Annotated in this window: 16 protein-coding genes; 7 read left to right on the top strand and 9 right to left on the bottom strand. The window is 51.5% G+C overall.

What is annotated here, in order from left to right; genetic code table 11:
* Positions 1-6 precede the first annotated feature (6 nt).
* Positions 7-1,083, top strand: a complete 1,077-nt coding sequence (locus Q4563_RS05925; RefSeq protein WP_303603941.1) for an acyltransferase family protein — start codon at positions 7-9, stop codon at positions 1,081-1,083.
* Between the two features lie 51 nt (positions 1,084-1,134).
* On the opposite strand, the gene Q4563_RS05920 is transcribed toward Q4563_RS05925, so the two are convergent.
* Complete coding sequence (locus Q4563_RS05920) at positions 1,135-2,145, bottom strand: LacI family DNA-binding transcriptional regulator (RefSeq protein ID WP_215977872.1); 1,011 nt, start codon at positions 2,143-2,145, stop codon at positions 1,135-1,137.
* A 176-nt stretch (positions 2,146-2,321) separates the two neighbouring features.
* On the bottom strand, positions 2,322-3,278 hold the full coding sequence (locus Q4563_RS05915; protein WP_303603940.1) for a 2Fe-2S iron-sulfur cluster binding domain-containing protein: 957 nt from the start codon (positions 3,276-3,278) through the stop codon (positions 2,322-2,324).
* Positions 3,279-3,425: 147 nt separating this feature from the next.
* On the opposite strand from Q4563_RS05915, the gene Q4563_RS05910 reads away from it, so the two are divergent.
* The 4 genes from Q4563_RS05910 to Q4563_RS05895 all read left to right on the top strand — a co-directional run bounded on the left by Q4563_RS05910 (position 3,426) and on the right by Q4563_RS05895 (position 9,456).
* The gene (locus tag Q4563_RS05910) at positions 3,426-3,983 is read left to right on the top strand and encodes a hypothetical protein (RefSeq protein ID WP_442903725.1); all 558 of its coding nucleotides are present in this window, start codon (positions 3,426-3,428) and stop codon (positions 3,981-3,983) included.
* A gap of 384 nt (positions 3,984-4,367) precedes the next feature.
* Positions 4,368-4,973 carry a TetR/AcrR family transcriptional regulator gene (locus Q4563_RS05905; RefSeq protein WP_215977867.1) on the top strand — a complete coding sequence of 202 codons (606 nt, stop codon included), beginning with the start codon at positions 4,368-4,370 and terminating at the stop codon, positions 4,971-4,973.
* A 181-nt stretch (positions 4,974-5,154) separates the two neighbouring features.
* Entirely contained in the window at positions 5,155-6,330 is a 1,176-nt protein-coding gene (locus Q4563_RS05900; protein WP_215977866.1) for an efflux RND transporter periplasmic adaptor subunit, read from the top strand.
* A gap of 3 nt (positions 6,331-6,333) precedes the next feature.
* On the top strand, positions 6,334-9,456 hold the full coding sequence (locus Q4563_RS05895) for an efflux RND transporter permease subunit (RefSeq protein WP_215977865.1): 3,123 nt from the start codon (positions 6,334-6,336) through the stop codon (positions 9,454-9,456).
* 67 nt (positions 9,457-9,523) lie between these two features.
* Here the strand turns inward: Q4563_RS05895 and Q4563_RS05890 are convergent, their stop codons facing one another.
* The 5 genes from Q4563_RS05890 to Q4563_RS05870 form a co-directional block, all read right to left on the bottom strand.
* Complete coding sequence (locus Q4563_RS05890; RefSeq protein WP_303603939.1) at positions 9,524-13,879, bottom strand: PAS domain S-box protein; 4,356 nt, start codon at positions 13,877-13,879, stop codon at positions 9,524-9,526.
* 167 nt (positions 13,880-14,046) lie between these two features.
* The gene (gene pulA / locus Q4563_RS05885; RefSeq protein WP_303603938.1) at positions 14,047-17,601 is read right to left on the bottom strand and encodes a pullulanase-type alpha-1,6-glucosidase; all 3,555 of its coding nucleotides are present in this window, start codon (positions 17,599-17,601) and stop codon (positions 14,047-14,049) included.
* A 157-nt stretch (positions 17,602-17,758) separates the two neighbouring features.
* Positions 17,759-18,520, bottom strand: coding sequence for an ABC transporter permease (locus tag Q4563_RS05880; RefSeq protein WP_215977863.1), 762 nt, complete (start codon positions 18,518-18,520; stop codon positions 17,759-17,761).
* On the bottom strand, positions 18,517-19,467 hold the full coding sequence (locus tag Q4563_RS05875; protein WP_303603937.1) for an ABC transporter ATP-binding protein: 951 nt from the start codon (positions 19,465-19,467) through the stop codon (positions 18,517-18,519). The genes Q4563_RS05880 and Q4563_RS05875 overlap by 4 nt, the downstream gene beginning before the upstream one ends.
* A 24-nt stretch (positions 19,468-19,491) precedes the next feature.
* Complete coding sequence (locus tag Q4563_RS05870; RefSeq protein ID WP_215977861.1) at positions 19,492-20,019, bottom strand: hypothetical protein; 528 nt, start codon at positions 20,017-20,019, stop codon at positions 19,492-19,494.
* A 172-nt stretch (positions 20,020-20,191) separates the two neighbouring features.
* Between Q4563_RS05870 and Q4563_RS05865 the strand changes: the two genes are divergently transcribed.
* Both Q4563_RS05865 and Q4563_RS05860 read left to right on the top strand, forming a co-directional pair.
* Positions 20,192-21,172 carry a helix-turn-helix transcriptional regulator gene (locus Q4563_RS05865; protein WP_215977860.1) on the top strand — a complete coding sequence of 327 codons (981 nt, stop codon included), beginning with the start codon at positions 20,192-20,194 and terminating at the stop codon, positions 21,170-21,172.
* Between the two features lie 11 nt (positions 21,173-21,183).
* Complete coding sequence (locus tag Q4563_RS05860) at positions 21,184-21,693, top strand: cupin domain-containing protein (RefSeq protein WP_303603936.1); 510 nt, start codon at positions 21,184-21,186, stop codon at positions 21,691-21,693.
* 6 nt (positions 21,694-21,699) lie between these two features.
* Here Q4563_RS05860 and Q4563_RS05855 read toward each other — a convergent pair whose 3' ends face one another.
* Together Q4563_RS05855 and Q4563_RS05850 are read right to left on the bottom strand one after the other, a co-directional pair.
* Positions 21,700-22,113 (bottom strand): VOC family protein, encoded by a 414-nt coding sequence (locus Q4563_RS05855; protein ID WP_215977858.1) that lies wholly within the window; start codon positions 22,111-22,113, stop codon positions 21,700-21,702.
* Positions 22,114-22,285: 172 nt separating this feature from the next.
* The gene (locus Q4563_RS05850) at positions 22,286-22,630 is read right to left on the bottom strand and encodes a YciI family protein (protein ID WP_215977857.1); all 345 of its coding nucleotides are present in this window, start codon (positions 22,628-22,630) and stop codon (positions 22,286-22,288) included.
* Between the last annotated feature and the right edge of the window lie 46 nt (positions 22,631-22,676).

Below are 22,676 nucleotides of genomic sequence, written 5' to 3'. Positions count from 1 at the left end.
AGAGGCATGTCCAAGCAACGCTATATTGCACTCGATGCTATGCGTGGCTTAACGCTAGCCCTAATGATTCTGGTGAATACTCCAGGCTCATGGTCTTATGTCTATTCGCCATTGCGTCACGCCGTCTGGCATGGCGCTACGTTTACCGATTTTATTTTCCCCTTTTTCCTTTTTATTGTTGGCTCGGCGATGTTTTTTTCCAATCGCTCACAGGCCGATGTGCCATATTCTGTACGCACGATTAAAATTCTCAAACGCACAATGCTTATGTTTGTCATAGGTATTGGATTGAATTTCTATCCCTTTTCTTCCGATGTTTCCGAATTAAGAATTTTAGGCGTATTGCAAAGAATCGGCCTGGCCTACTGCGCTGCTGCGTTTATTGTTTGGTTGCCGGGCGTTGTGCGGCTTGTAATCAGTGTTGGATTATTGTTGGGTTATTGGGGGTTGTTGAATGCAGTGGCTGAGCCATACAGCTTACTCAACAACTTAGTGCGCCAGGTGGATATCGCTGTTTTGGGAGCGGAGCACCTGTGGCAAGGTAAGGGCATAGCGTTTGATCCGGAAGGGTTGTTGAGTACGCTGCCTGCCATTGTTAGTGTGATTGCCGGCTTTGAGGCGGCGCGAATATTGATTGCGAGCGAGAATAAGCGCAAGGCTCAATGGGTGTTGGTCGTTATAGCGCTTGCCAGTATTGTGCTTGCGTTGCTGTGGCATCAAGCGTTTCCGCTTAATAAATACTTGTGGACCAGCTCCTTTGTATTGTTAACCAGTGGTGCGGCAATTTTTGTATTGTTGGCCTTGGTGCAGCTGGAAAAATTGAGTGTGTCTAAATCGGTAGAAGTTGCTTTGGCGACACTGGGTAAAAATCCGCTTTTTATTTATTGCTTAAGCATCGTCTGGGTGAAAACCTATTACCTGTTCAGTGTTGGTGGGCAATCACTGTATCAGTTCATTTATTCAGGGCTGTGCGTTTTCTTTAATACGTATAACGCATCACTGGTATTTGCATTGGCTCACGTCACAGCACTTTGGCTGATTGCCTGGGGGATGGATCGCAAAAAGATTGTGATTTCGATCTGAAGTCACGTAGGCCGGCTAGGTGCAAGCCTGATACGATGAGAGGATAAGGCGCTAAGGCGCTTGGGTAGATTCGCGAATAATTAGCTCGGGATAAAACCCTTCGCTTTCTACTTTGCGACCATTGCGCAGGCTTTTAATCAGTAAGTTAGTGGCTTTTTGTGCGATAGTGCTGGTCGGCTGGGCCGCTGTGGTTAAATTGGGCCAAGCTTGGCGCGAGAACGGGCTGTCTTCAAAGCCGGCAATCGACAGACGGTTCGGAACATCAACGCCTTGGATGCGTGCCGCAAATAAAGTGCCCGCGGCAATTTCATCGTTACAGGCGAAAATGGCCGTGGGGCGTGCTCCGGGGCTGGACAATACGTTGCGTGTACGCTCAACCCCCGACTCAAACGAGTAGCTACCCGGCAGTACACGTTTATCGATAAATTCTATTTTATTGTCGGCTAAAGCCTGTTTGTATCCTTCCAGACGCTCGCCGCTGGATTGGTGCTCTTCGTCCCCGCCTAAAAATGCAATATCACGATGGCCGAGTTTAATTAAGTGCTCGGTAATAGCGTAGGCTGCATTGCGATCGTCAATAAACACGCAGGGAGATAAGTCGTCGGGCGCGCTGGCGCCGGATAAAACCCGCACAAACTGAATGCCACGCTCGGTAATAGCGGCTAGAATGTCTTTGTTTTCAGAAATTGGGGGCGTTAATACTAAGCCACCCACTCGGCTGCGATCAATCATCTCCATCACTTCTTGGATAATAGTGTGGCTTTTCGCATCGCACGGATGAATCACCAGCTCGTAGCCTTGTGCACGGCATTCATCGAGAATCCCGCGCTGCATGTCAATGACATAGTTGCTGTTGGGGTTGTCGTAAATAAAACCGATAGAGGAAGCTGCACCGCGCAAACCACGGGCTGACAAGTTAGGCTTGTAATTCAGCTGCTTAACCGCCTTCCAGACTTTATCTTGCAAGTCTTGACCTACGGTGCCTTCGTTATTAATAACGCGCGATACCGTTTTAAACGATACCCCGGCAAGCTTTGCTACATCTTTAATAGTTGGTTTCATGGTGCCGAGAGGCTGCTCAATCCGTGTTGAAATTATTATCCCTCGCTAATCAGACCACTTTAGATGGCCGAGCCCTGAGAGAGTGGTTGCGGTAATTTTACAGCCTTTTCACGGCTTATTCGAGCATAATTTATTGCGTGAGTTGTGGGGCTCAGTTTGCCTTAAAAAAAGTAAACTTAACCGCCTGGCTCAAAGGCATCACAGAACACGTTGCGTGGCTTTACCCCAGCTAAAAAACATTGTTTTCGCATTTTATTGACGAAACTTGCGGCACCGCATAAATACACATCAACATTGTTTAATGGAGGAAACTCTTGCCGGATAAGCGGGTAAACATCCGCAATTTCACCTCCGGTAAGTGGTGTTCCTTCCAGGGCCAAAAAGCGAGGTTGAAAGTGGCTGTGCTGGCGAGCGAGCTTGTTAATCTCGTGCTGCCAATACATCGACTGAAAATGTCGAGCGCACATCAAGAAATGAATAGGGCCGGTATGCCCTTGTGTGAGGGCCTCTTTCGCCAGTGCGGTTAAGGTGCCAGCACCGGTGCCAGTGGCTGCCAATAGTAAGGGGGTGGTGGCTTCACTTTGGTAGACGCAATCCCCCAGTGGGCCCTGTAGGCTGAGCGAATCACCAAGCTGTAATGTTTGAGCGGCCCACTGGCTGAATTGTCCATTGGGGCGCACGTCGATATGAAAGCTGAGAAAACGCTCTGTGGGTTGACTGGCCAGAGAAAAGCTACGGGCAATGGTATCGTTACGCCAGAGCGTGACATACTGCCCCGCTTGGTATTTCAGTTCGCCATCGAGCTTGAGCTCAAGGACATCGGGGCGCAGCATCCGTTTACTGACGACACGGGTGGTCAGCATCTCTTGTTTGGGGTTGTAACGCTGTAGTTTAAGGTCACTTTGCGGGTAGCAGCTGCAGCTCAGCATGAGCCCTTTGCTTATTTGTCCGGCCTTGAGCCCAGCTTGTGCTTGGGCGGGTATCTCTCCCGCGCCCACTTGTATTAGGCAGGACTGACACACACCCTGTTTGCAGCTGTGGGGAATTTGTACGCCGGCTTGCAGCAATGTATCCAGTACACTCTGCCCGGGGCCGGGTATTAGGGTTTGGTTTTCAAAGGTCAATTTACTCATAACATCTAGGTTGAGAGTGTGATCACAGCTTCTATTAGGCCATAGAACCTCCGGCGGGGTAAACTGTCAACAGTGCTGGCAGTAGCTTACTTGGTGATACAGAAGCTACTTGGGGGCGGACAATTTACATTGATAAGTGAGGTTGGGATGAGATATACACTAACAATAGTGCTGATGCTGTTGTGCGCTACGGCCGGGGCACAAGAGCCTTATCAGGCTACGGTGGATATATTTAAAAAATCACCCGAGGTGCAAAAATTCTTTCAAAGTGCCTACGGCTACGCGGTGTTTCCTACCATTGGTAAAGGGGCGATAGGCGTCGGTGGCGCGCATGGAAAAGGGCGTGTCTACCAAAATAATCGGCATGTTGGCAACACCAGCATGACCCAACTTAGTATCGGCTTACAGATTGGTGGTCAGGCTTTTAGTGAAATTATTTTCTTTGCCAGCAAAGCCGATTTACGGCGCTTTCAAACCGGTAAGTTTGAGTTTGGTGCTCAGGCTAGCGCCGTGGCGATAACCGCCAGTGCCAGTGCTCAGGTGGGAACCACCGGTATGGCAGCCGGAGCCTCAGGCACATCCGACCAGGCGGGGATACAACGAGCTAAATACAATAATGGTATTGCCATTTTTACCCATGCTAAGGGTGGTTTAATGTATGAGGCGGCGGTGAGTGGACAGAAATTTAACTACAAACCTCTGTAATCGATCCTCTACTCCCCAGATGGCCCCATAATAGGGGCTGTTTTTTTGTGCCGTTTAGAACCTGTTAGCTGGAGGGGGTTATGCCTTCGCTCCCAGCTGTTTGATCACCTCTGCAATGCCCTTAGTATGGTTGTGGGGTTGAATGCCTGATTGCCTGCAGCGCGACTCTCTACGTTATCTCTTATGTTGCTTCCTGTTTCATTTCTCACTGTGAAAGTTAACCTGGCAAGGGTGCCAGGTCGCCACTGTAGGAGAGGCATGCCCGCAAACCTTTGGCTGGGGTGATTAAAAGAGCGGTATAGACGTTTTAAGCTTGTCTGGTCTTTACCTTGTGGGTGTGGAAGTATAAAATGAATGAATGTTCATTATGCGGCGGTTAGGGGTATGACAGACGATAAACGTCGTGCGATTTTAAACGCCACGCTGTGTTTGTTGTCTCAGCGCGGGTTTCACGGATTTTCCATGAAGCAGCTGGCCGAGCGCGCCGGTGTGGCGGCGGGTACTATTTATTTGTATTTCCACGATAAAGAGGACCTGATCCAGCAATTGCACCAAGATATTATCGAGGAGGTGGGGTGTCATTTACTGGCGGATGTGGACGACGATTGGCCAGTGGCGCAGCAGTATCATCAGATTGCCCGCAATTTATGGCAGTTTAGTTTGCAGGCGCCGGAAATTATGCTCAGCAAGGGTCAGTTTGACACCATGCCGCCGGATATTTTATTTGGTGCTAGCTATGAAAGCCCAGAGTTGTTGTTGGCGGCACGCGAGAAAGTGTTTGATCCTGTACGGCCCATCAAAGAGATGTATCAGCGGGGGCGAGATAGCCAACAGTTAAAAAATCTGCCCGAAGATGTTTTGATGGCGCTGAGTATTGAGCCTATTTGCAATTTAGCCCGGGACCACTGCTTGGGCATGATACAACTGGATGAAGCCGGCTTGGGTGCGGTGATAGAGGCCTGTTGGGACGCTATTCGCTATCACCACTAGGTGGAGGGCTTGAGTAAGGCGCTGCACTGGTGTCCATCTATATGTAAACGCGTCCTTACACTTTCAAAGTTTTGTTATTCGACTCACAGTCGACCGAGTTATGCCCCATAATGAACGCTTATTCATTGTGGTGTGCTGAAATTTTACCAGGCAAGCAAAGCCCAAGGGCTAGGAGTATGAGATGTTAACGATTGAAAAACGAGGACGCTGGGCACGGGTTGGGCGAAATACCTTCGCTGGACTGCTGGCGTTGGCGTCATTGGTTGCCTGTGAACAACAAGAGGGCGGGCAGGGGATGGCCGCTGGCGGCCCACCGCCCGAGGTGTCGGTTGTCACTCTCACTGAGCAGACCGTTGAGCTAAGCAATGAGCTACCGGGTCGTACAGTAGCCTTTCGTAAGGCCGAAGTGCGCCCCCAGGTCAGCGGCATTATTGAACAGCGTTTATTCACCGAAGGGGCTCAAGTTGAGCAGGGCCAACAACTGTATCAAATCGATGCCGCGCGCTATCAAGCGGCCGTGGCCAATGCTAAGGCGCAACTTGCTCGCGCACGCGCTACAGTGACCATCACCGAGGCCCGCGAGCAGCGCTATAAAAACCTGTTGGCCGAAAAAGCGGTAAGCCAACAAGAGTACGACGATGCTTTGGGGGCTTACGATCAAGCCAAGGCCGATGTTGCCGTCAGCGAGGCGGCGCTGCGCACCGCGGAGATTGACTTGCGTTACACCGAAGTGAAGGCGCCCATTAATGGCCGTATTGGTATCTCAAGTGTGACCGAAGGGGCACTGGTATCGGCTCAACAGGCCGCTGTACTAACCACGATAACCCAGCTCGATCCCATCTATGTGGATGTTTCACAGTCTGCCAGTCGTACCTTGCAAATGCAGCGCGATGTGCAAAGCGGCAAAACCAGCCGCACCGGGACGCCAAAGGTCAAATTGATTTTGGACGATGGCAGCGAGTACATGCATGAAGGTGAGTTGCAGTTTTCCGATGTGAGTGTCAATGAGAGCACCGGTACTGTTGTGGTACGGGCGCTGTTTCCCAACCCTGAAGGTATGCTAATGCCCGGTATGTTTGTCCGTGCCAACCTGACTGAAGGGGAGCGCCAAAACGCGATACTGGTACCGCAGCGCGCTGTTATACGCGATCGTGAGGGCAATGCCAGCGTCATGTTGGTCAATGCCGAGAGTGTCATCGAGCCTCGCCCTGTGGTTGCCAATCGAGCGATCGGCAGTGACTGGTTGGTAGAGAGCGGTCTGGCCGCCGGAGATAAAGTGGTCGTCGCCGGGTTACAAAAAATTCGTCCGGGTGCAACCGTAACCACCGTCGAAGCGGGCAGCGCACAAGGGGAGTAATGTATGGCGAAGTTCTTTATTGATCGCCCGGTTTTTGCCTGGGTTATCTCAATTATTATTATGTTGGCCGGGTTGTTGGCAATCAACACCTTGCCAATATCTCAGTACCCCGAGGTAGCGCCACCTTCGGTGGAAATACGCACTTCTTACCCGGGCGCGTCGGCTAAGGTTGTGGAAGACTCGGTGGTGCAGATTATCGAGCAAAACCTAACCGGTATCGATAATGTTCAGTACATGTCTTCTACCAGTGACTCATCAGGGGTAGGGCAGATTACGGTGACCTTTGAGGCCGGAACCGACCCGGATATTGCTCAGGTTCAGGTACAGAATAAACTTCAGGGCGCAATGACGCTATTGCCGCAAGAGGTTCAGCAGCAAGGTATTAGAGTCAACAAGTCGTCGGCCGGTTTTCTGTTGGTGTTGGGGTTTGTTTCTAACGACAACAGCTTAGACAAATACGATATCGCCGATTATGTTGCCGCCAACGTGCGCGAGCCATTAAGCCGTGTCGGCGGGGTGGGGGACATCACCATTTTTGGCTCCCAGTACGCCATGCGTATTTGGCTCAATGCCGATAAGCTCGCGACCTACAAGCTGACTACCGAAGACGTCGTGACCGCGATTAAAGCGCAAAACGTACAAATTGCCGCTGGTGAGTTGGGTGGGGCACCCGCGCTGCCGGGCCAAGATGTGAACGCCAGCATTGTGGTGCAGTCGCGTCTGGAAACCCCCGAACAGTTTCGCAATATATTATTGCGGGTGAATGAGGATGGCTCGCAAATTCGTATTGGCGATATTGCCAAGGTGGAGCTTGGTGGTGAAAACTATCAGTTCCAGACTGAGTATAACGGCCAGTCTGCCACAGGCTTAGCCGTAACCTTGGCTTCTGGGGCCAATGCACTGGAAACCGCAGAAAATGTACGCGAACGTATTGCTGAATTAAAACCTTATTTTCCGAATTCTCTTGAAGTGGCCTATCCCTTCGATACCACGCCCTTTGTGAAGCTTTCTATTGAGGGCGTAGTGCACACCCTGATTGAAGCGGTGGTGTTGGTGTTTTTGGTGATGTATCTATTCTTGCAGAATTTCCGCGCCACATTAATTCCAACCATCGCGATTCCGGTCGTGTTATTGGGGACCTTTGCCATCCTGGAGGCCTTTGGCTTTAGTATTAATACCCTGACCATGTTTGCCATGGTGTTGGCTATCGGTCTGTTGGTGGATGACGCCATTGTGGTGGTGGAAAACGTCGAACGGGTGATGCACGAGGATAAATTACCGCCGCGCGAGGCGACGCGAAAATCCATGGATCAGATTACCGGTGCCCTGATCGGTATTGCCTTGGTTTTGTCCGCGGTGTTTGTACCTATGGCCTTCTTCGGTGGTTCGACCGGGGTGATTTACCGACAGTTCTCGATCACGATTGTGTCGGCTATGGTGCTTTCTGTAGTTGTCGCCCTGACACTGACGCCGGCTTTGTGTGCGGTGATGCTAAAGCCTGGTGGCGAAGGGCACTACGATAAAAAAGGTTTTTTTGGTTGGTTTAACCGTTTCTTTGATCGCTCATCATCGGGCTATCAGGGCAGTGTTAAACATATTCTGGCTCGTAAATCTCGCTTTATGGCCGTATATGTCGTTATTGTCGTTGTGCTCGGGGTTTTGTTTGGCCGCTTGCCGGGTTCGTTCTTACCCGATGAAGACCAAGGCATTATGTTTACCCAAATGAGCTTGCCGGTGAACTCCACCAAAGAGCGCTCCATTGAGGTCATGAACAAGGTCGAAGACTATTATCTTAACCAGGAAGAGGCGGTAGTCGAGTCGGTTTTCTCGGTAATTGGTTTTAGTTTTAGTGGGCGTGGTCAAAACAATGGTATTGCCTTTGTTAAATTGCGCGACTGGGATGAGCGCACTGATGCCGGGCAAGATGTTCAGTCCTTAGCCGGACGCGCCATGGGGTATTTCTTTACTATTAAAGAAGCCATGATCTTTCCGTTTGCGCCGCCACCGATTATTCAGTTGGGCACCGCCTCGGGCTTTAACATGCAGCTGAAAGATTTGGGGGGGCAGGGTCATGAAGCGCTGATGAATGCCCGCAATCAAATGTTGGGTATGGCGTCCCAAGAGTCTGAACTGGTCGGGGTTCGTCCCAACGGGCAGGAAGACACGCCGCAGTTTAAGCTGGACGTTGATCTGGAGAAAGCCTCGGCCCTGGGTATACCTATCAGCCAAATTAACAGTGTGTTCTCCACCGCCTGGGCTGCATCTTATGTTAACGACTTTATTGATAACGGTCGTATTAAGCGGGTGTATGTGCAGGGTGATGCCCCGTATCGCATGATGCCGGAGGATGTCGGCGACTGGTATGTGCGCAATGCAGCGGGTGATATGGTGCCATTCTCAGCCTTCTCAACCGGACGCTGGATCTACGGTTCGCCACGCCTTGAGCGCTATAACGGTGTGTCTTCGGTGAATATTCAGGGGCAGGGCGCACCGGGTGTTAGCTCGGGTCGGGCGATGGAGGTTATGGAATCCCTGGCCACCCAGTTGCCGCCGGGCATTGGCTTTGAGTGGACTGGCATGTCACTGCAGGAAAAAGAGTCTGGTGATCAGGCACCTTTGCTTTACGCACTGTCTATTTTAGTGGTGTTTTTATGTCTGGCCGCTCTTTACGAAAGTTGGACGGTGCCGTTCTCGGTTATGCTCGTCGTGCCTTTGGGTGTGCTAGGGGCTATGCTGTTCGCCATGGGACGAGGGCTATCCAACGACGTTTATTTCCAGGTAGGGCTTTTGACTACCGTGGGGCTGTCGGCTAAAAATGCTATTTTGATTGTGGAGTTTGCCAAAGACTTGTACGAAGAGGGTATGGACTTGGTGAAGGCTACGATGGAAGCGGTGCGTATGCGTTTGCGTCCGATTATTATGACATCGTTGGCGTTTGGTCTTGGCGTAACCCCCTTGGCTATTAGTACCGGTGCGGGTTCAGGCGCGCAAAATGCGATTGGTACCGCGGTATTAGGTGGTATTATTTCTGCGACCTTCCTCGCTATTTTCTTTGTACCATTGTTTTATGTTGTGGTGGTAAAGTTAGGTGAGTGGGTGACCGGGCGCAATAAATCGGCGTCGTAAGTGTAACTGACCACATTAAAAAAGGCGGCCATTGGCCGCCTTTTTTTGGTTTGAAACCCGTTGATTGTTAATCGCTTTCTGCAAATCGATGCAAATATCGCGTGAAAACTGTGACTGTCAATTCAGCTTCTTGTAAGAATAATGTGTAGGCCGATTCCAGTTGTGTGTTGTCGTTGTTTTTTGCCGCCTGCTCTAAGTTGTCGGCCGCTTGCTGCAAACGGTGCGCCTTGAGTTGTCCGGCACTGCCTTTAATAGTGTGGGCGTGAAACTCAATAGACTGAGTTTCGTTCTGGGTTTTCGCTTGAGTTATCTCTTGCAAACGTTCCGGCATTTTTTCACAAAACTGCCGGACAAGATTGGCGAGTATATCATCGCGTTTAAACAGGCTAGTGAGTGCGGCCTCCTGATCCCAAATCTGCTCTGCAGCGGGTTTTTTCTCCTGAGGTGCATATTCCGTGTTGTCATCGAGTAGCCATTTTTGCAGGCAGATAAGCAGTTCGGGGACTTGCACTGGTTTGCCCAGGTAATCGTTCATACCTGCTGCTAAACATTTCTCGCGGTCGCCGCTCATAGCATTGGCGGTGAGCGCGACAATGGGAATATTAATGTAAGCGACGCCGGCTTCACCGGCGCGAATACGTCGGGCCGCTTCAAACCCGTCCATTTCTGGCATTTGACAGTCCATTAATATTAATGAATAAGGGTAGGCATCCGGTGCTTGTTGTAGCACCTCGAGAGCCTCAGCACCATGGCCAGCAATGGCGGAGCCAAGCCCTAGCTCAGTGAGTATCAACTGAGCAACTTCTTGATTGATGGAATTGTCCTCAACAATAAGTATCCGGCTACTTGCTGGCCAAAGGTAAGAAGAGTCTTGTGCCGATTTAAATTCGTTATTCATTTTAACCTTTTCCACATGTTGTACCGTAGCTTCATTATGAGTGGCATCAAGAATATTCTTTAGTTCGGTATTCGTGGGGGGTTGAAATATTCGCGAGTCAAATCCTGTGGCGGTGTAGGGTTCACTCATTTGGGTGATAGCAATTAGCTTGCGACATAAGCCCTGCTGGCGCAGATTGTGTGCGTTTGTTTTTATAACATCGTCACTATGGGTATCCAATAAAATCGCATCCAGCGGCAATAAATCATTGTGCAGCGTTTGGATGTGGCAAATAGTGGCTCCCCAGTGAGAAAACTGCCGTTCAATAATATTTTGCAGCTCTTTGCTGGGGCTAGCAACCGCAATTTTTATTTCGCGTGGCAAGGCTTGAGGTGGTAGGTATAACGTTTCATTGGCGGAATTTAAATTCACGTAGAAATGAAAGCTTGAGCCCTCGCCAGGTTTACTGGTAACACTAATATTGCCCTGCATTAAATCCGTAAGTTTGCGGCAGATGGCGAGCCCCAGGCCAGAGCCGCCATATTCGCGAGTGGTGGAGGCGTCCAGTTGCGAGAAGGCTTGAAATAGATGCTCGGCTTTTTTCGGGTTGATGCCGATGCCCGTATCACTGATCGTAGCTTCAAATTTAACTTTGCCGTCGTGATGGCGAGACTTGCAGTGAATTGTAACCTGTCCGTCATGGGTAAATTTAATGGCATTACCCACTAGGTTGGTAAGTATTTGTTGCAGTCGACCCGGGTCGCCCATGACTGAGGCCTCTTCGAGGTCGCAGGTGTCGAGCAGAAGTTCTAGCCCCTTATCTTGCGCGCGCATTGCCTGTGTATGACCCAACGTATCTAACAGTTTGTGTAGGTCGAAAGCAATATTGTCCATCTCAAGTTTTCCGGCATTTACTTTGGAAAAGTCTAGAATGTCATTGATGATTGTAAGCAATGATTCAGCGCTGGTTTTAGCAATGAAGATTTTGTGTAGGTCACTCTCCTCCAATGGCGAGCGTTGCAGCAAGTTCAACATGCCCAGTACACCGTTCATTGGTGTGCGAATTTCGTGGCTCATTACGGCTAAGAATTCACTTTTGGTGGCGTCGGCGGCTTCGGCTTGTTCTTTGGCACTTTGTAATATTTGTTCGGCAAGCTTGCGTTCGTGTATATCTTGGAATGAGCCAAATAAACGTATGCATTGTTGTTGCTGAAAATCTGCTTTACCCGTTGATGCCACCCAGCGCTCGTTGCCTTTGGCGGTGACAATTCTCAGCTCTGTGGTAAAAGGCTCGCCGGTTTTTATGGTGTTTTCTACCAGACGAATAATTTTCTCTCGATCCTCGCCTTCTTTATAAAACTCAATGCCGCCCTCTAGTGTTGGCGTAAAGTTATCATCTACCTCGTGAATCTCACGGGTCATGTCCGACCAGTAAATGGTGCCCTGAGTTAGATTGACTTCCCAGGCGCCAATGCGTCCCAGTTGGCTCATCGCCTGCAGCATTTCTTGTTGGCGTTTTATCTTATCGGCGCTCTGCTGGCGCTCGGTGATGTCGATAGCGGAGGCGTAAAATTTTCCGGTTTGTGGGTCTGGTGAAGTATTCCACAAAAGAGTGCGATAAGAGCCGTCTTTACAGCGTGTTCGATTAGTATAAGAGTTGGTCGGTTTGCCAGAGGCAATATTATGTATTTCTTGCTGCGCATTGACCTGGTCATCGGGGTGGCAAAGATCAGTCGATTGCAACCCTGCCAGCTCTTCTTCGGTATAACCCAGTGCTTGGCAAAAACTCTGATTGATGCGTTCAAAGTATCCCGCAGAGTCGGTAATGCACATAAACGCACTGGCGTTATTAAAAAACTGATTGATCTGCCGTTCTGATTGTTCGAGTTTGAACAGTGCAGATTTATGCTCGCTGATATCGAGATGCGTGCCCACCATGCGGATGGGGTCGCCGCTACCGCCCCACTCTACAACCTGACCGGTTGTTAACACCCATACCCAATGCCCTTCTTTGTGGCGCATGCGTATTTCGCAGGTGTATTGAGTCGTTTCACCTTGCCAGTATGCATTGAGTACTTGGTGGGCTACATCTTGGTCATCTGGGTGTACAAACTTATCCCACGTATTAAAGTTGGTGGGTTGCAGCTCTTCTAAATCATAGCCGATGATTTCCGCCCAGCGCTGATTAAACATGGTGGTGTTTGTGGTAATGTTCCAGTCCCAGATCCCTACACCAGTGCTGTTAATCACCAATTCTAGCTGTCGCTGATGCTCTTTAAGTTGTTTTTCAGCGGCTAATCGGGCACTGATATTTTGAAAGATTGACCAAACGTAGCGATGCCCCTTCCGATCGGTCATTAAAATACCATTCAGTTGTACCGGAATGGTATGGCCATCTTTGTGGGTAAGCTCGTTAACAAACGGGCCGTATCTACCCTTGGTCTTTAATTGCTCGATATGTTTATTTTGTTCGTTACTGCCGGACTGGCTGGAGACATCTTCATAGGTCAATTCGTTAATTTCATCGTGTCCGTAGCCCAGCATTTTTTGCAGAGCAGTATTGTTATCGATAAAGCGGCCACTGTGATACTCGTTTAGTGCTATGCCCAGTGGGGAAAGATCAAATAGGCCCTGCAGTCGCTCTTCGGAGTGTTGCCGTGTTTTTAATAAATGCAGCACCCACAGGGCTTTGAATAACACCAGTAAGCACAAGGTTATAGTAAAGGCTCGCAACCAGATCGAGCTGCTGGCGCTGGTGTCCCAGCCAGCATTAGGAATAGCCGCAATGTCCCAGCTTGCACTCGGTAAATAAATTTTGGCGATCACTGGGTTTTGTGTGAACAGTGTACGATTGCCAAAAAAAGGTATGCCTGAGCCATCCGATTCGGGACTGTGGCGTAGAGCTAGGCGCAAGGTGTCAACCTTGTTTAGGCCACTGATACTGAAGTAGTTCTCAAGCTCGATAACCGCCGCTACCATCCCCCAAAACTCGCCTGTTTCGAGGACTACTGGGATGCGTGCGATCAATGCCTGCCCACCTTGAATAAGCTCGATTGGGCCTGCCAGAGACATCTGGCCCGATTCGATAGCGGCCTGAATACCATGGGTTTTTTCATCCAGATCGCGGTAATCCAGCCCCAGAGCAGCCTCGTTACCCTGCAGCGGGTAAATCATGCGAATAACCAGGTCGGGCACGCCGGCAACATGCTTGAGTAGAGGCTGGTTGACGACTAGGTGATCGGCATAACGGCTAAATTCGGTTTGCGTCATAGCCGGGTTGGCTTTAATTGCAGCTACCATGCCCTGTGCGGTTTGCAGGCTGCTGGTGATCTGCCCTTCCAGCTCGGCGCGGATAAACGCGAGTTCGTCGGCGACTTCGTTGCGCTGAGCCTGTATATGGTGCTTGTTATTGGTGGCGTCGACATAAAATCCACCGAGTATCACTGAAATAAGCACAATGGTGGTAATAGCGATGTAAGAGTAACGCGTGCGTTGGGTTTGGTTGCGCTTGTGCGGCTGTAAATCGGATGTGGTTCGGGGATTCATAGGGGACCGGCAGTGTGAGCAGATATACCACAACTATAGCGCAGACTACGCGGGAGGGGGAAACAGCCTGTTAATTCTGTTCACCGTTAAGCGAACGTGGGGGTGAAAGGGGGGGGGTAAAAGCGCTAAGGTGGGCTATAAGGGCCCACCTTAGACTGTATCTCCGGCTAGTCTAACTGTACAAAAACCGCTGTGGTTAAAGCGGGCACGATTAGGCTATTGCCGTCGGCATTTGCCTGTCGTGTGGCGCTGTCGGCGGAGTTTTGTTGTACTGGGTGCAATGTGAAATTCCCCGCCACGGGGGTGTCAAGTTGCAGACTTTGGGCCTGCGGATTGAACACTACCAGCACGGTTTGGTAGGTGCTATCCAGCCCTAAGGTGTCCTGCAGACTCATGACGATAACTCCCGAGGTCTGTTCAGGTCCGGTGTTATGAAAACCCAATACTTGCTGTACGGCACTGGCATCGCGCAGTCGAAACAGTGGCGAGCTGGCACGTATGGCGAGCCACTCTTTGAACAATTCGCGCGCCTTTTCAATATCGGCCGCTGCAGGCGATGTATTGGGGTTGCTGAGAATCGATTGAATCAACGGCCAGTTGGCGCCGTCTTTATCTTCGCGCGGCAGTCCCACGTCCCAGTTGTTGCTCTGGGCGGTAAAGTCGACCCGGTTAAACCAGTCACCCGAGTCGTAGCTGTCACGTTGCATGGATTTGGAGCGCAGAAGATCGACCCCCATATGGATAAACGGAATGCCTTGGGCGAGCATGGGCACACTGAGGGAGAAGTTCTGCATGCGCATGCGCTCGTTGGAGGTCATGGCGCTGGGGGCTTTGTATTGCAGATTGTCCCACAGGGTTTGGTTGTCGTGCTTAGAGATATAGTTAATGCTCTCTTGCGGGTCTTCCGTGTAACCGGCATACAGGTCGAAATAGGGCACCTCGCCACCTGTGGTGGTTTGGCCGTTGCGGTCGATCAAAGAGTAGCTTGTTAAGCTGCCGGCTAAATTGACGCGCAGGCGGTCGGTGAGATCATCCAGTGCGTCTCGCTCGTCTGCAGTGCCAGAGTTTAACTCGTTAGGGTAGTGATAAAGGCCGGTGCCGTAACCCTGGTTGCGGCGAATAGCGTCGCCACTGTCGAAGGGCCCGCCGCCGCGTACGGCGTCGCGAATACGGTCATTGAAGCTGCCCACACCGGTGCCAGCCATATTGTTCTGAATGGCATTGATGCCGCGCCGGCTGTTGGCAACCTCGCCAAAGTTCCAGCCTTCGCCGTAAAAATAGGTGTCGGGGTCTACGGCTTGTACCGCATCGCGGGCGGCCAGAATATCTTCGCGCATATGGTGCCCCATTAAATCGAAACGAAAGCCATCGATTTTGTAGGCATCGGCCCAAACGACCAGTGAATCGACCATCAGCTTTTCCATCATTTCGTGTTCGCTGGCGGTATTGTCGCAGCACGATGACATCTCAACCGCGCCGGACAACTCATTGCGCCGGTGGTAATAGCCGGGCACCAGTTTATCCAGCACTGATTTATCCGCCAGGCCCGAGGCGTTGGTGTGGTTATAGACTACATCCATCACAACCCGCAGGTCTAAGGCGTGCAGCGCCTGCACCATTTGTCGGAACTCGACAATGCGGGTAAAGCCTTCACCACTGGTGGCGTAGCTGCCTTCGGGTGTTGTGTAGTGGTAGGGGTCGTAGCCCCAGTTAAACGAATCCAGGCCGCGTATATCGTTCATCAGTGCCTGAGCCTCACCGCTGGTGCTGTCAAAACCGGCGAGAATCGATTCGAGGCTGGCACTGCTATTGGCGGATTGGCAAATTGTGGCGCTGGCGTTCAGTGCGCATAAGTCCCCGACGGTATCGGTAATATCCACGCGTTGACTTTCGTCTTCGTCTACCGTGGCGATATCAAAGGTGGGCAGTAAATGAATGGTGTTCAGGCCCGCCTGTTGTAGCTCGCGCAGATGCTGCACCGGGGCTGTCTCCTGCTCGGTAAAGGCTAAATATTTGCCCCGGTAGGACTCGGTAGTGCTGGCATCGAGCGCGGAGAAGTCGCGAATGTGCACCTCGTAGATAACGGAGTCCTCAGGTGCATCTAGCGGCGGTATGCTGTGACTCGACCAGCCATCGGGCTGTGTGTCGGGTCGGCTGAGATCGACCACTTGCGCGAGGCGACTGTTGCTGGACAAATTTAGGGCGTAGGGGTCAGTGGCGGTAAGCGACTCCACCTGGTCCGTAGCATAGTGGTAGAGGTCAAAACGGTATTGATAGTAAGCGCCGTGCAAGTCGTCACTGAGACTGACGCTCCATACGCCCGCCGGGTCTTGAGTCATCGGATGGCTGGCTTGGGGCTGATCGTCAGTGGCGCTGGCAAAGACTTCCAGTGTCATGTTTCGCGCGGTCGGTGACCACACGGCAAAGTGTGTTTGCTCGCCACTTATCCAACTGCCGAGCTGGGCATCGTTGGCGTAATAGGCGTCGAGCGCGCCGGAGATTTGTACACCGGTGGCCTTGAGTAACTGATCTTCACTGTCGTAGGCCGCGAGTACCAACTCGCCTGCCAGCCAAGCGGCACGGTCTATCTCAGTGGTGTCCACTTTCCAGGCCTGCCAGTCGGCAAGGTGAGGAAATTTCTGTGCGCTAGCGCTACTGACGGTTGAATTGCTTAACGCTATCGAATGGCCGCCGGTCAATTGGTTGTCGGCCACTGTAATGTCGCCGTTACTATCGCTGTGCAGCATCACGCGTGCAGTTTGGGCGGGCGCATTCCACAGCACGGTATCGGTATCCACCCAGTGCGCGCTAAACCCCTCCTGGGTGACTTGTGCCGGGCCTTGATCACCGCCATAGACAATGACATTCGAGCCGTGGTTGGTATAGGCGATATTGCCTTGGCTTAAGTCGAAAACCCCATCGCTGTCGCCCAGTGCCTTTTCATCGCCTTGGTGGACGATAAAGTTAATACAGCCGCCGGGCTCGTTTAAATCGAGTATAAAATAAGCGCCGCGCTCGGCGTCGATGCCTGTGGGCGCCATAGGGGCATCCCAGGTGATACCGTTAATGCTGTTGTCGGCCAGCGCATTACAGCTGCCGCCATTCCAAAGGTGTAGCCCCCAGTTGTCGTAGTCACCATCGGGGCGCGTATAGAAGATCGCCGCCTGTGTATCGCTAAGGGAAAACGGCAGAGATGACTCGCCGCTGTCGTCTTCGGGGTATTCAAGATTGGACAGTCCGTGCTGGGTCAATAAAACCGGGCCGCGGGTTAAATCAAACACTAAGTCCGCTTGTCCCAAGGCTTTGTCGTCGCCCGAGTGAACAATAAAATTAAAACAACCACCATCGGCGACCGGGGCATTTAAATCCAGTATATAGTAAGCGCCGTTGCTGTCGGTCACGCCACTGGCAGGCAGGGGTGAGTCCCAGGTGATGGCGGCAATGGCGTCAGCATCCAGCGCGCCACAGGCATCGTCATTCCAAAGGTGCAGCCCCCAGCCGTCATAAGCCTCATCGGAGCGCTGGTAAAATAAAATGGCCTGATCGTCGGCCAGATCAACCGGTAGCTCCATACCCGGCGCAACGCTGGAGCTTGACGCCTGGGATGAACTGCTGGCTACACTGGATGATGAGCTGGAATGGTTGTCGGAATGGTCATTGCCGCCGCCACAGGCGCTGAGTATGGCCGCGGTAAGCAAACACGTAATTTGCACGGAACGCATGGTGAACCTCTCGAAATATTATGATTATTGGAGTGTTAGCAGGTTGTTGAAAACCTGCTAGAGGTTACGTCAGGAGTTCGAGCGGGAAAATTTGCATACGTATACATTGCAGATGAATACGTATGCAGAGTGTCGATCAGGCTTGAGTGATTTTGTATTAAGGTCGCAGTTTGTAGCCGGTGTGAAAAATCCAGGCAATCAGCGCGCTAAAAATAGCAATAAAGATCGCGATCATTGCCAGACTGATACCTATATGAACGTCGGCCGCGCCGTAAAAACTCCAGCGAAAACCACTGACTAAGTATACCACTGGGTTGAACAGGGTTACTTTCTGCCAAAACTCGGGCAACATTGAAATGGAGTAAAAGCTGCCACCTAAAAAAGTCAGCGGAGTGATGACCATCATGGGAATAATTTGCAGCTGCTCAAAGCTTTTCGCCCAGAGGCCAATTAAAAAACCTAACAGGCTAAATGTGAGGCAAGTGAGCATTAAAAATGCCAACATCCACAGCGGATGCGCGATGCTGTAGTCGACAAAACAGCGCGCGGTGACAAGAATGATAAGCCCCAAGATGACTGACTTTGTCGCCGCCGCACCGACATAGCCGATAACAATTTCCAGCGCCGAAACCGGGGCCGATAAAATCTCGTATATGGTGCCGGTAAATTTGGGCATATAAATTCCGAACGAGGCGTTCGATGTGCTCTCGGTTAATATCGTCAGCATAATCAAGCCGGGAATAATAAAGGCGCCATAGTGAATGCCGTCTATTTCCACAATTCGCGAGCCAATGGCCGAGCCGAACACAATAAAGTAGAGCGAGGTCGATAACACTGGCGAGGCGATAGATTGCATCAGTGTGCGCCAGGTCCGGGCCAATTCAAATAAATAGATGGCTTTTATACCGTAGCCGTTCATGGCGTTGCCTCCGCATTGTGCGTGTCGGGTTGGTGGACGAGAGAGACAAAGATCTCTTCCAGGGAGCTCTGTTTGGTCGATAGGTCGTGATAATCGATATTAAGCTCACCGACCTTGGCCAGTAGGGGGGCAACCCCTTCTTTGCGGTCGGCGCTGTTGTATTGGTAGATCAGAGCTCGCCCTTGCTCGCTCAGTTGCAGGTTGTACTCTTGCAGTGCAGCGGGTATTTCAGGCAGAGGCGCGTTGAGGTGCAAGGTCATGGTTTTTTGCCCGAGCTTTTGCATCAAGGCGTGTTTTTCTTCCACCAAAACAATTTTCCCTTTATTAATCACGCCAATGCGGTCGGCCATGTCTTCGGCCTCTTCGATATAATGCGTGGTCAGGATGACAGTAACGCCATTGTGACGCAGCTTGCGAATCATGCTCCACATATCCCGGCGCAGCTCTACGTCTACCCCGGCGGTTGGCTCATCCAAAAATAATACGCTGGGTTCGTGTGCCAAAGCTTTGGCAATCAGTACCCGCCGTTTCATGCCCCCCGACAGCGCCATAATATGGCTATCTTTTTTATCCCACAGCGAAAGATCTTTTAGCAAATTCGATAGATAGTCGTCATTGGGTTTACAGCCAAACAGGCTGCGACTGAAACGGACGGTATCCCACACCGATTCAAACATACTGACGGCCAACTCTTGCGGCACTAAACCAATGCGTTGGCGCACCTGGCGATAGTCGCGCACAATGTCCAGCCCGTCGATGCTGATGCGGCCTGCACTCGGGTTGGCAATGCCGCAGATAATGCTGATTAGGGTGGTTTTCCCCGCGCCATTGGGGCCCAGCAGGGCAAATATTTCCCCGCGTTGAATGCTAAGGTCAATCGGTTGCAGTGCCTCTACGCCTGAGGCGTAGGTTTTGCGGATGCCGTGTATGTCGATGATCGGTTGCACAGAGACTCCTGTGATTGAATGTGGTTAGAGCGCGGCGCAGTAGCGATGCACGCGCCTGCGGCAATGGGCTAAAGTGTTGCCGCTGATGCCGGTTTCGTGTTGCTCGATTGTACCTGTGGGCGATGAGATTTGTTGTAATAACTTTTCCACCCGGCTAACAAGGTCCCAATGAATAAAGCACTCGGCGACAATTAAGTTCCAGTCTAGATAGAGTGCATAGCGCTGGGGCAAAAGCTCCGCTCTACTGAGCTCTCGCAGGGCTGCGAGGTGTGGCAAGAATTGCTCCAGTAGGGCGCACAAGCGAAAGCTACCATCTTCGAGCTGATTGGCCAGTACGGGGTCATACTCTCTTAGCGGAGACTCTTGATCTTTGAGTTGAGCTTGTAGAGTGCGAATAAGGTGTGGTTGTAATACGGCGTATTCGACGTGTATTTCGGCGACCGTGTAGCGCTCGGTATCGGCCAGTTGTTCGGCAAAATGCAGCATGGGTTGGCGCCGTTGCTGCGATTGGTCGAGTAAACGGCTGAAAGCAATGTTGAGGCTATTGGGCATAGGGGCATCCTTTTCAAGCAGGTAATATCTCCGGTTTAGTCGATTGGGCCGACACAGTTTCGACTGCAAGGCGCAAGATCGGTGTCGGCAGGCCCTAAACTAATTCCGATATGTGTCACTTTCTGACGTATATACTGTTTAAAGTTAAAAAAATGATTCAGGGAGTGTAGCTATGGCGACAACCGCAACTCGTCTTATCCATATGATTATGGCTTTGCAGCGCGAACCAAATTTATCGGCCTCTAAGTTGGCCGATGAATTAGAGGTGTCAGTACGCACGGTGCAGCGCTATATCGGTATGCTGGAAGAGATGGGGGTGCCTATTTACGCCGAGCGCGGCAGCCACGGTGGCTATTCTCTGGTGCGCGGATACCGGATGCCACCGCTTATGTTTTCGGCGCAAGAGGCTGTAGCGGTTTGCCTGGGGGCGGAAATGGTGGCTCGCGCCTGGGGCAAATTATTTCGCCCCGCGGCACAAAGCGCCATGACTAAAATAGCCAATGTGCTGCCCGAGGCGCAACTGGCCGATATGAACTGGGCGCGCGAGAGTTTGCTGACTCGGGGTATGCCGCGTATTAACCCCACCATCGACGAGGGAAGATTGCATCAGGTTTATCAAGCGGTGCACGAGCGCACTCAGTTAACGATTGAGTATCGCTCCCGCGGACAAATCCACAGCATCAGTAGAACCATTGATCCCTATGCGTTGGTTTACAGTTGGGGGCAGCAGTACTGCTTGGCCTTTTGCCATTTGCGCGGTGCTTTGCGCTCGTTTCGCGTCGACCGAATTGAGACGGTTGAGGCGTTAAATGTAACCTTTGAACGCCCCGTCAATTTTGATCCGGATGACTATTTTAGCCCCAGTGCACTGGAATCCGAAGCGTTTGAAGTGGTGCTTTTCTTTCCCAAAAACCAGGCTTTGGTGGCAAAAGATCACCCCTGTTGCTGGGACAATTTGGTCAATCACCCCGACGGTTCGGTGACTGCGTCCTTTAAAAGTGCGGAGTTGGATATGGCGGCCTGTCGGGTGATGGGCTTTTTGCCCGGTGCTGAGTTACAAAGCCCGCCCGCGCTTATTGCATTGGTGCGAGATAAAGCCCGGGCGATTGCCGAGAGTTACCAAAGTGCGACTGCACTGCCCACACCTGCCTAAGGATGCCAATAATGCCATTGCCAATTATAAATATTGCCGATTTAACGACTCAACCTATGCCTGAGGGGATGGGGCCCATGGGCGATGCCTGCCAAAAATATGGTGCGCAAATGGCTTTTATCGGGCCGGTACTAGGGGCGAAAAAGTTAGGTTATAACCTGACCGAAGTGGAGCCTGGAAAGAGCGCCTTTCCCTACCACTGTCACCGGGTGAATGAGGAGATGTTTTATATTCTGGAAGGCGAGGGTCGGCTGCGCTTGGGGGAGAATCACCAGCCAATTAAAGCGGGTGATATTATTGCCTGCCCGCCAGGCGGGCCTGAAACGGCTCACCAAATTATCAATACCGGCGCTAACGTTTTGCGCTTTTTGGCCGTCAGTACGCGTCTGACGCCCGAGTTAGCGGAATACCCCGACAGTGGTAAATTTGGCGTGATGGCACAATACAGCGATGCCGACGGTAAACCCGAGATGTTTTTACACGTCGGCAAACGGGAACAGAATCTTCCCTACTGGGATTAACCGACCTTAGGTCGGAAAATCGCAATTGACCATCCACTTAATACCGTACCGATCGGTAAAAGCACCGAAGCGTTCGGCCCAAAACGTTTTTTCCAGCGGCATTTGGATCTCACCGCCTGCACTCAGCGCTGCGTAGAGGTCTTCGGCCTCTTGCGCGGACTCCGCTTGCAGGCAAATGGAAACTCCTTGTGGCTTTTGGTAATTGCCGGGCGGGGCGTCCGAGGCCATTAGAGTCGATGCGCCGATACGCAGGCTGGCGTGCATGACTTTATCGGCATAATCGTCACCGAACGGCGAGCCGTCGGGGGCATCACCGTAGCGCATTAATGCATCGATGGGGGTGTCCAGTGTTTGACTGTAAAACTCAACGGCTGCTTGGCAGTCGCCGTTGTAAAAAACATAGGGGTTTAGTTCGCGCATTATGGATCTCCTGATTGATTGTGGATGAGGCCTTTTGTTTTTCACGACATTGTGGTGTTAACGGCAATATGCATCGGCATTGTTTTGTTTTCCGTTATGCACGCTAAGGTTAAAGGCCTCGCATCTACCAGTCGTCTCGAGTTTGTTGATTTCGACAATGCCGAGGTTTTTATTATGTATTGAGTTGCCGTATCGGGCGCACCTCAATACTGCCGACCCGCGCCGGCGGGATATCCTGGGCAATGCGCAGTGCTTCGTTCAGGTCTTTCGCTTCGATCATATAAAACCCCGCTAATTGCTCTTTTGTTTCGGCGAAAGGGCCATCGGTGATCTGTAGGTCACCGGCACGCACACGCACAGTGGTTGCGGTGGCGACCGGTTGCAAGGCCTCGCCCGCTAACAAATGGCCGCTCTGGCTGATCTTTTCGGCGTAGGCGGCGCACTCCTGGTCTTGTGGGCTGTTGGGTAAACCGTGTAGGTCTTGCTCATCGCTATACACTAAACATAAATACTTCATTGCTCGCTCCAGTGTGTTTGAGATCGTTATAGTCGTCCGCCGGACT

This window comes from Gilvimarinus sp. 1_MG-2023 (genome assembly GCF_030548285.1).
This window is presented reverse-complemented; position numbering and strand designations above follow the sequence as displayed.

Bases quoted from the DNA above. Each gene is read 5' to 3' on its own strand.
- Q4563_RS05925 (WP_303603941.1), top strand. From the start codon at position 7: ATGTCCAAGCAACGCTATATTGCACTCGATGCTATGCGTGGCTTAACG.
- Q4563_RS05920 (WP_215977872.1), bottom strand. From the start codon at position 2,145: ATGAAACCAACTATTAAAGATGTAGCAAAGCTTGCCGGGGTATCGTTT.
- Q4563_RS05865 (WP_215977860.1), top strand. From the start codon at position 20,192: ATGGCGACAACCGCAACTCGTCTTATCCATATGATTATGGCTTTGCAG.
- Q4563_RS05880 (WP_215977863.1), bottom strand. From the start codon at position 18,520: ATGAACGGCTACGGTATAAAAGCCATCTATTTATTTGAATTGGCCCGG.
- Q4563_RS05895 (WP_215977865.1), top strand. From the start codon at position 6,334: ATGGCGAAGTTCTTTATTGATCGCCCGGTTTTTGCCTGGGTTATCTCA.
- Q4563_RS05860 (WP_303603936.1), top strand. From the start codon at position 21,184: ATGCCATTGCCAATTATAAATATTGCCGATTTAACGACTCAACCTATG.
- Q4563_RS05850 (WP_215977857.1), bottom strand. From the start codon at position 22,630: ATGAAGTATTTATGTTTAGTGTATAGCGATGAGCAAGACCTACACGGT.
- Q4563_RS05890 (WP_303603939.1), bottom strand. From the start codon at position 13,879: ATGAATCCCCGAACCACATCCGATTTACAGCCGCACAAGCGCAACCAA.
- Q4563_RS05905 (WP_215977867.1), top strand. From the start codon at position 4,368: ATGACAGACGATAAACGTCGTGCGATTTTAAACGCCACGCTGTGTTTG.
- pulA (WP_303603938.1), bottom strand. From the start codon at position 17,601: ATGCGTTCCGTGCAAATTACGTGTTTGCTTACCGCGGCCATACTCAGC.
- Q4563_RS05855 (WP_215977858.1), bottom strand. From the start codon at position 22,113: ATGCGCGAACTAAACCCCTATGTTTTTTACAACGGCGACTGCCAAGCA.
- Q4563_RS05915 (WP_303603940.1), bottom strand. From the start codon at position 3,278: ATGAGTAAATTGACCTTTGAAAACCAAACCCTAATACCCGGCCCCGGG.
- Q4563_RS05870 (WP_215977861.1), bottom strand. From the start codon at position 20,019: ATGCCCAATAGCCTCAACATTGCTTTCAGCCGTTTACTCGACCAATCG.
- Q4563_RS05910 (WP_442903725.1), top strand. From the start codon at position 3,426: ATGAGATATACACTAACAATAGTGCTGATGCTGTTGTGCGCTACGGCC.
- Q4563_RS05900 (WP_215977866.1), top strand. From the start codon at position 5,155: ATGTTAACGATTGAAAAACGAGGACGCTGGGCACGGGTTGGGCGAAAT.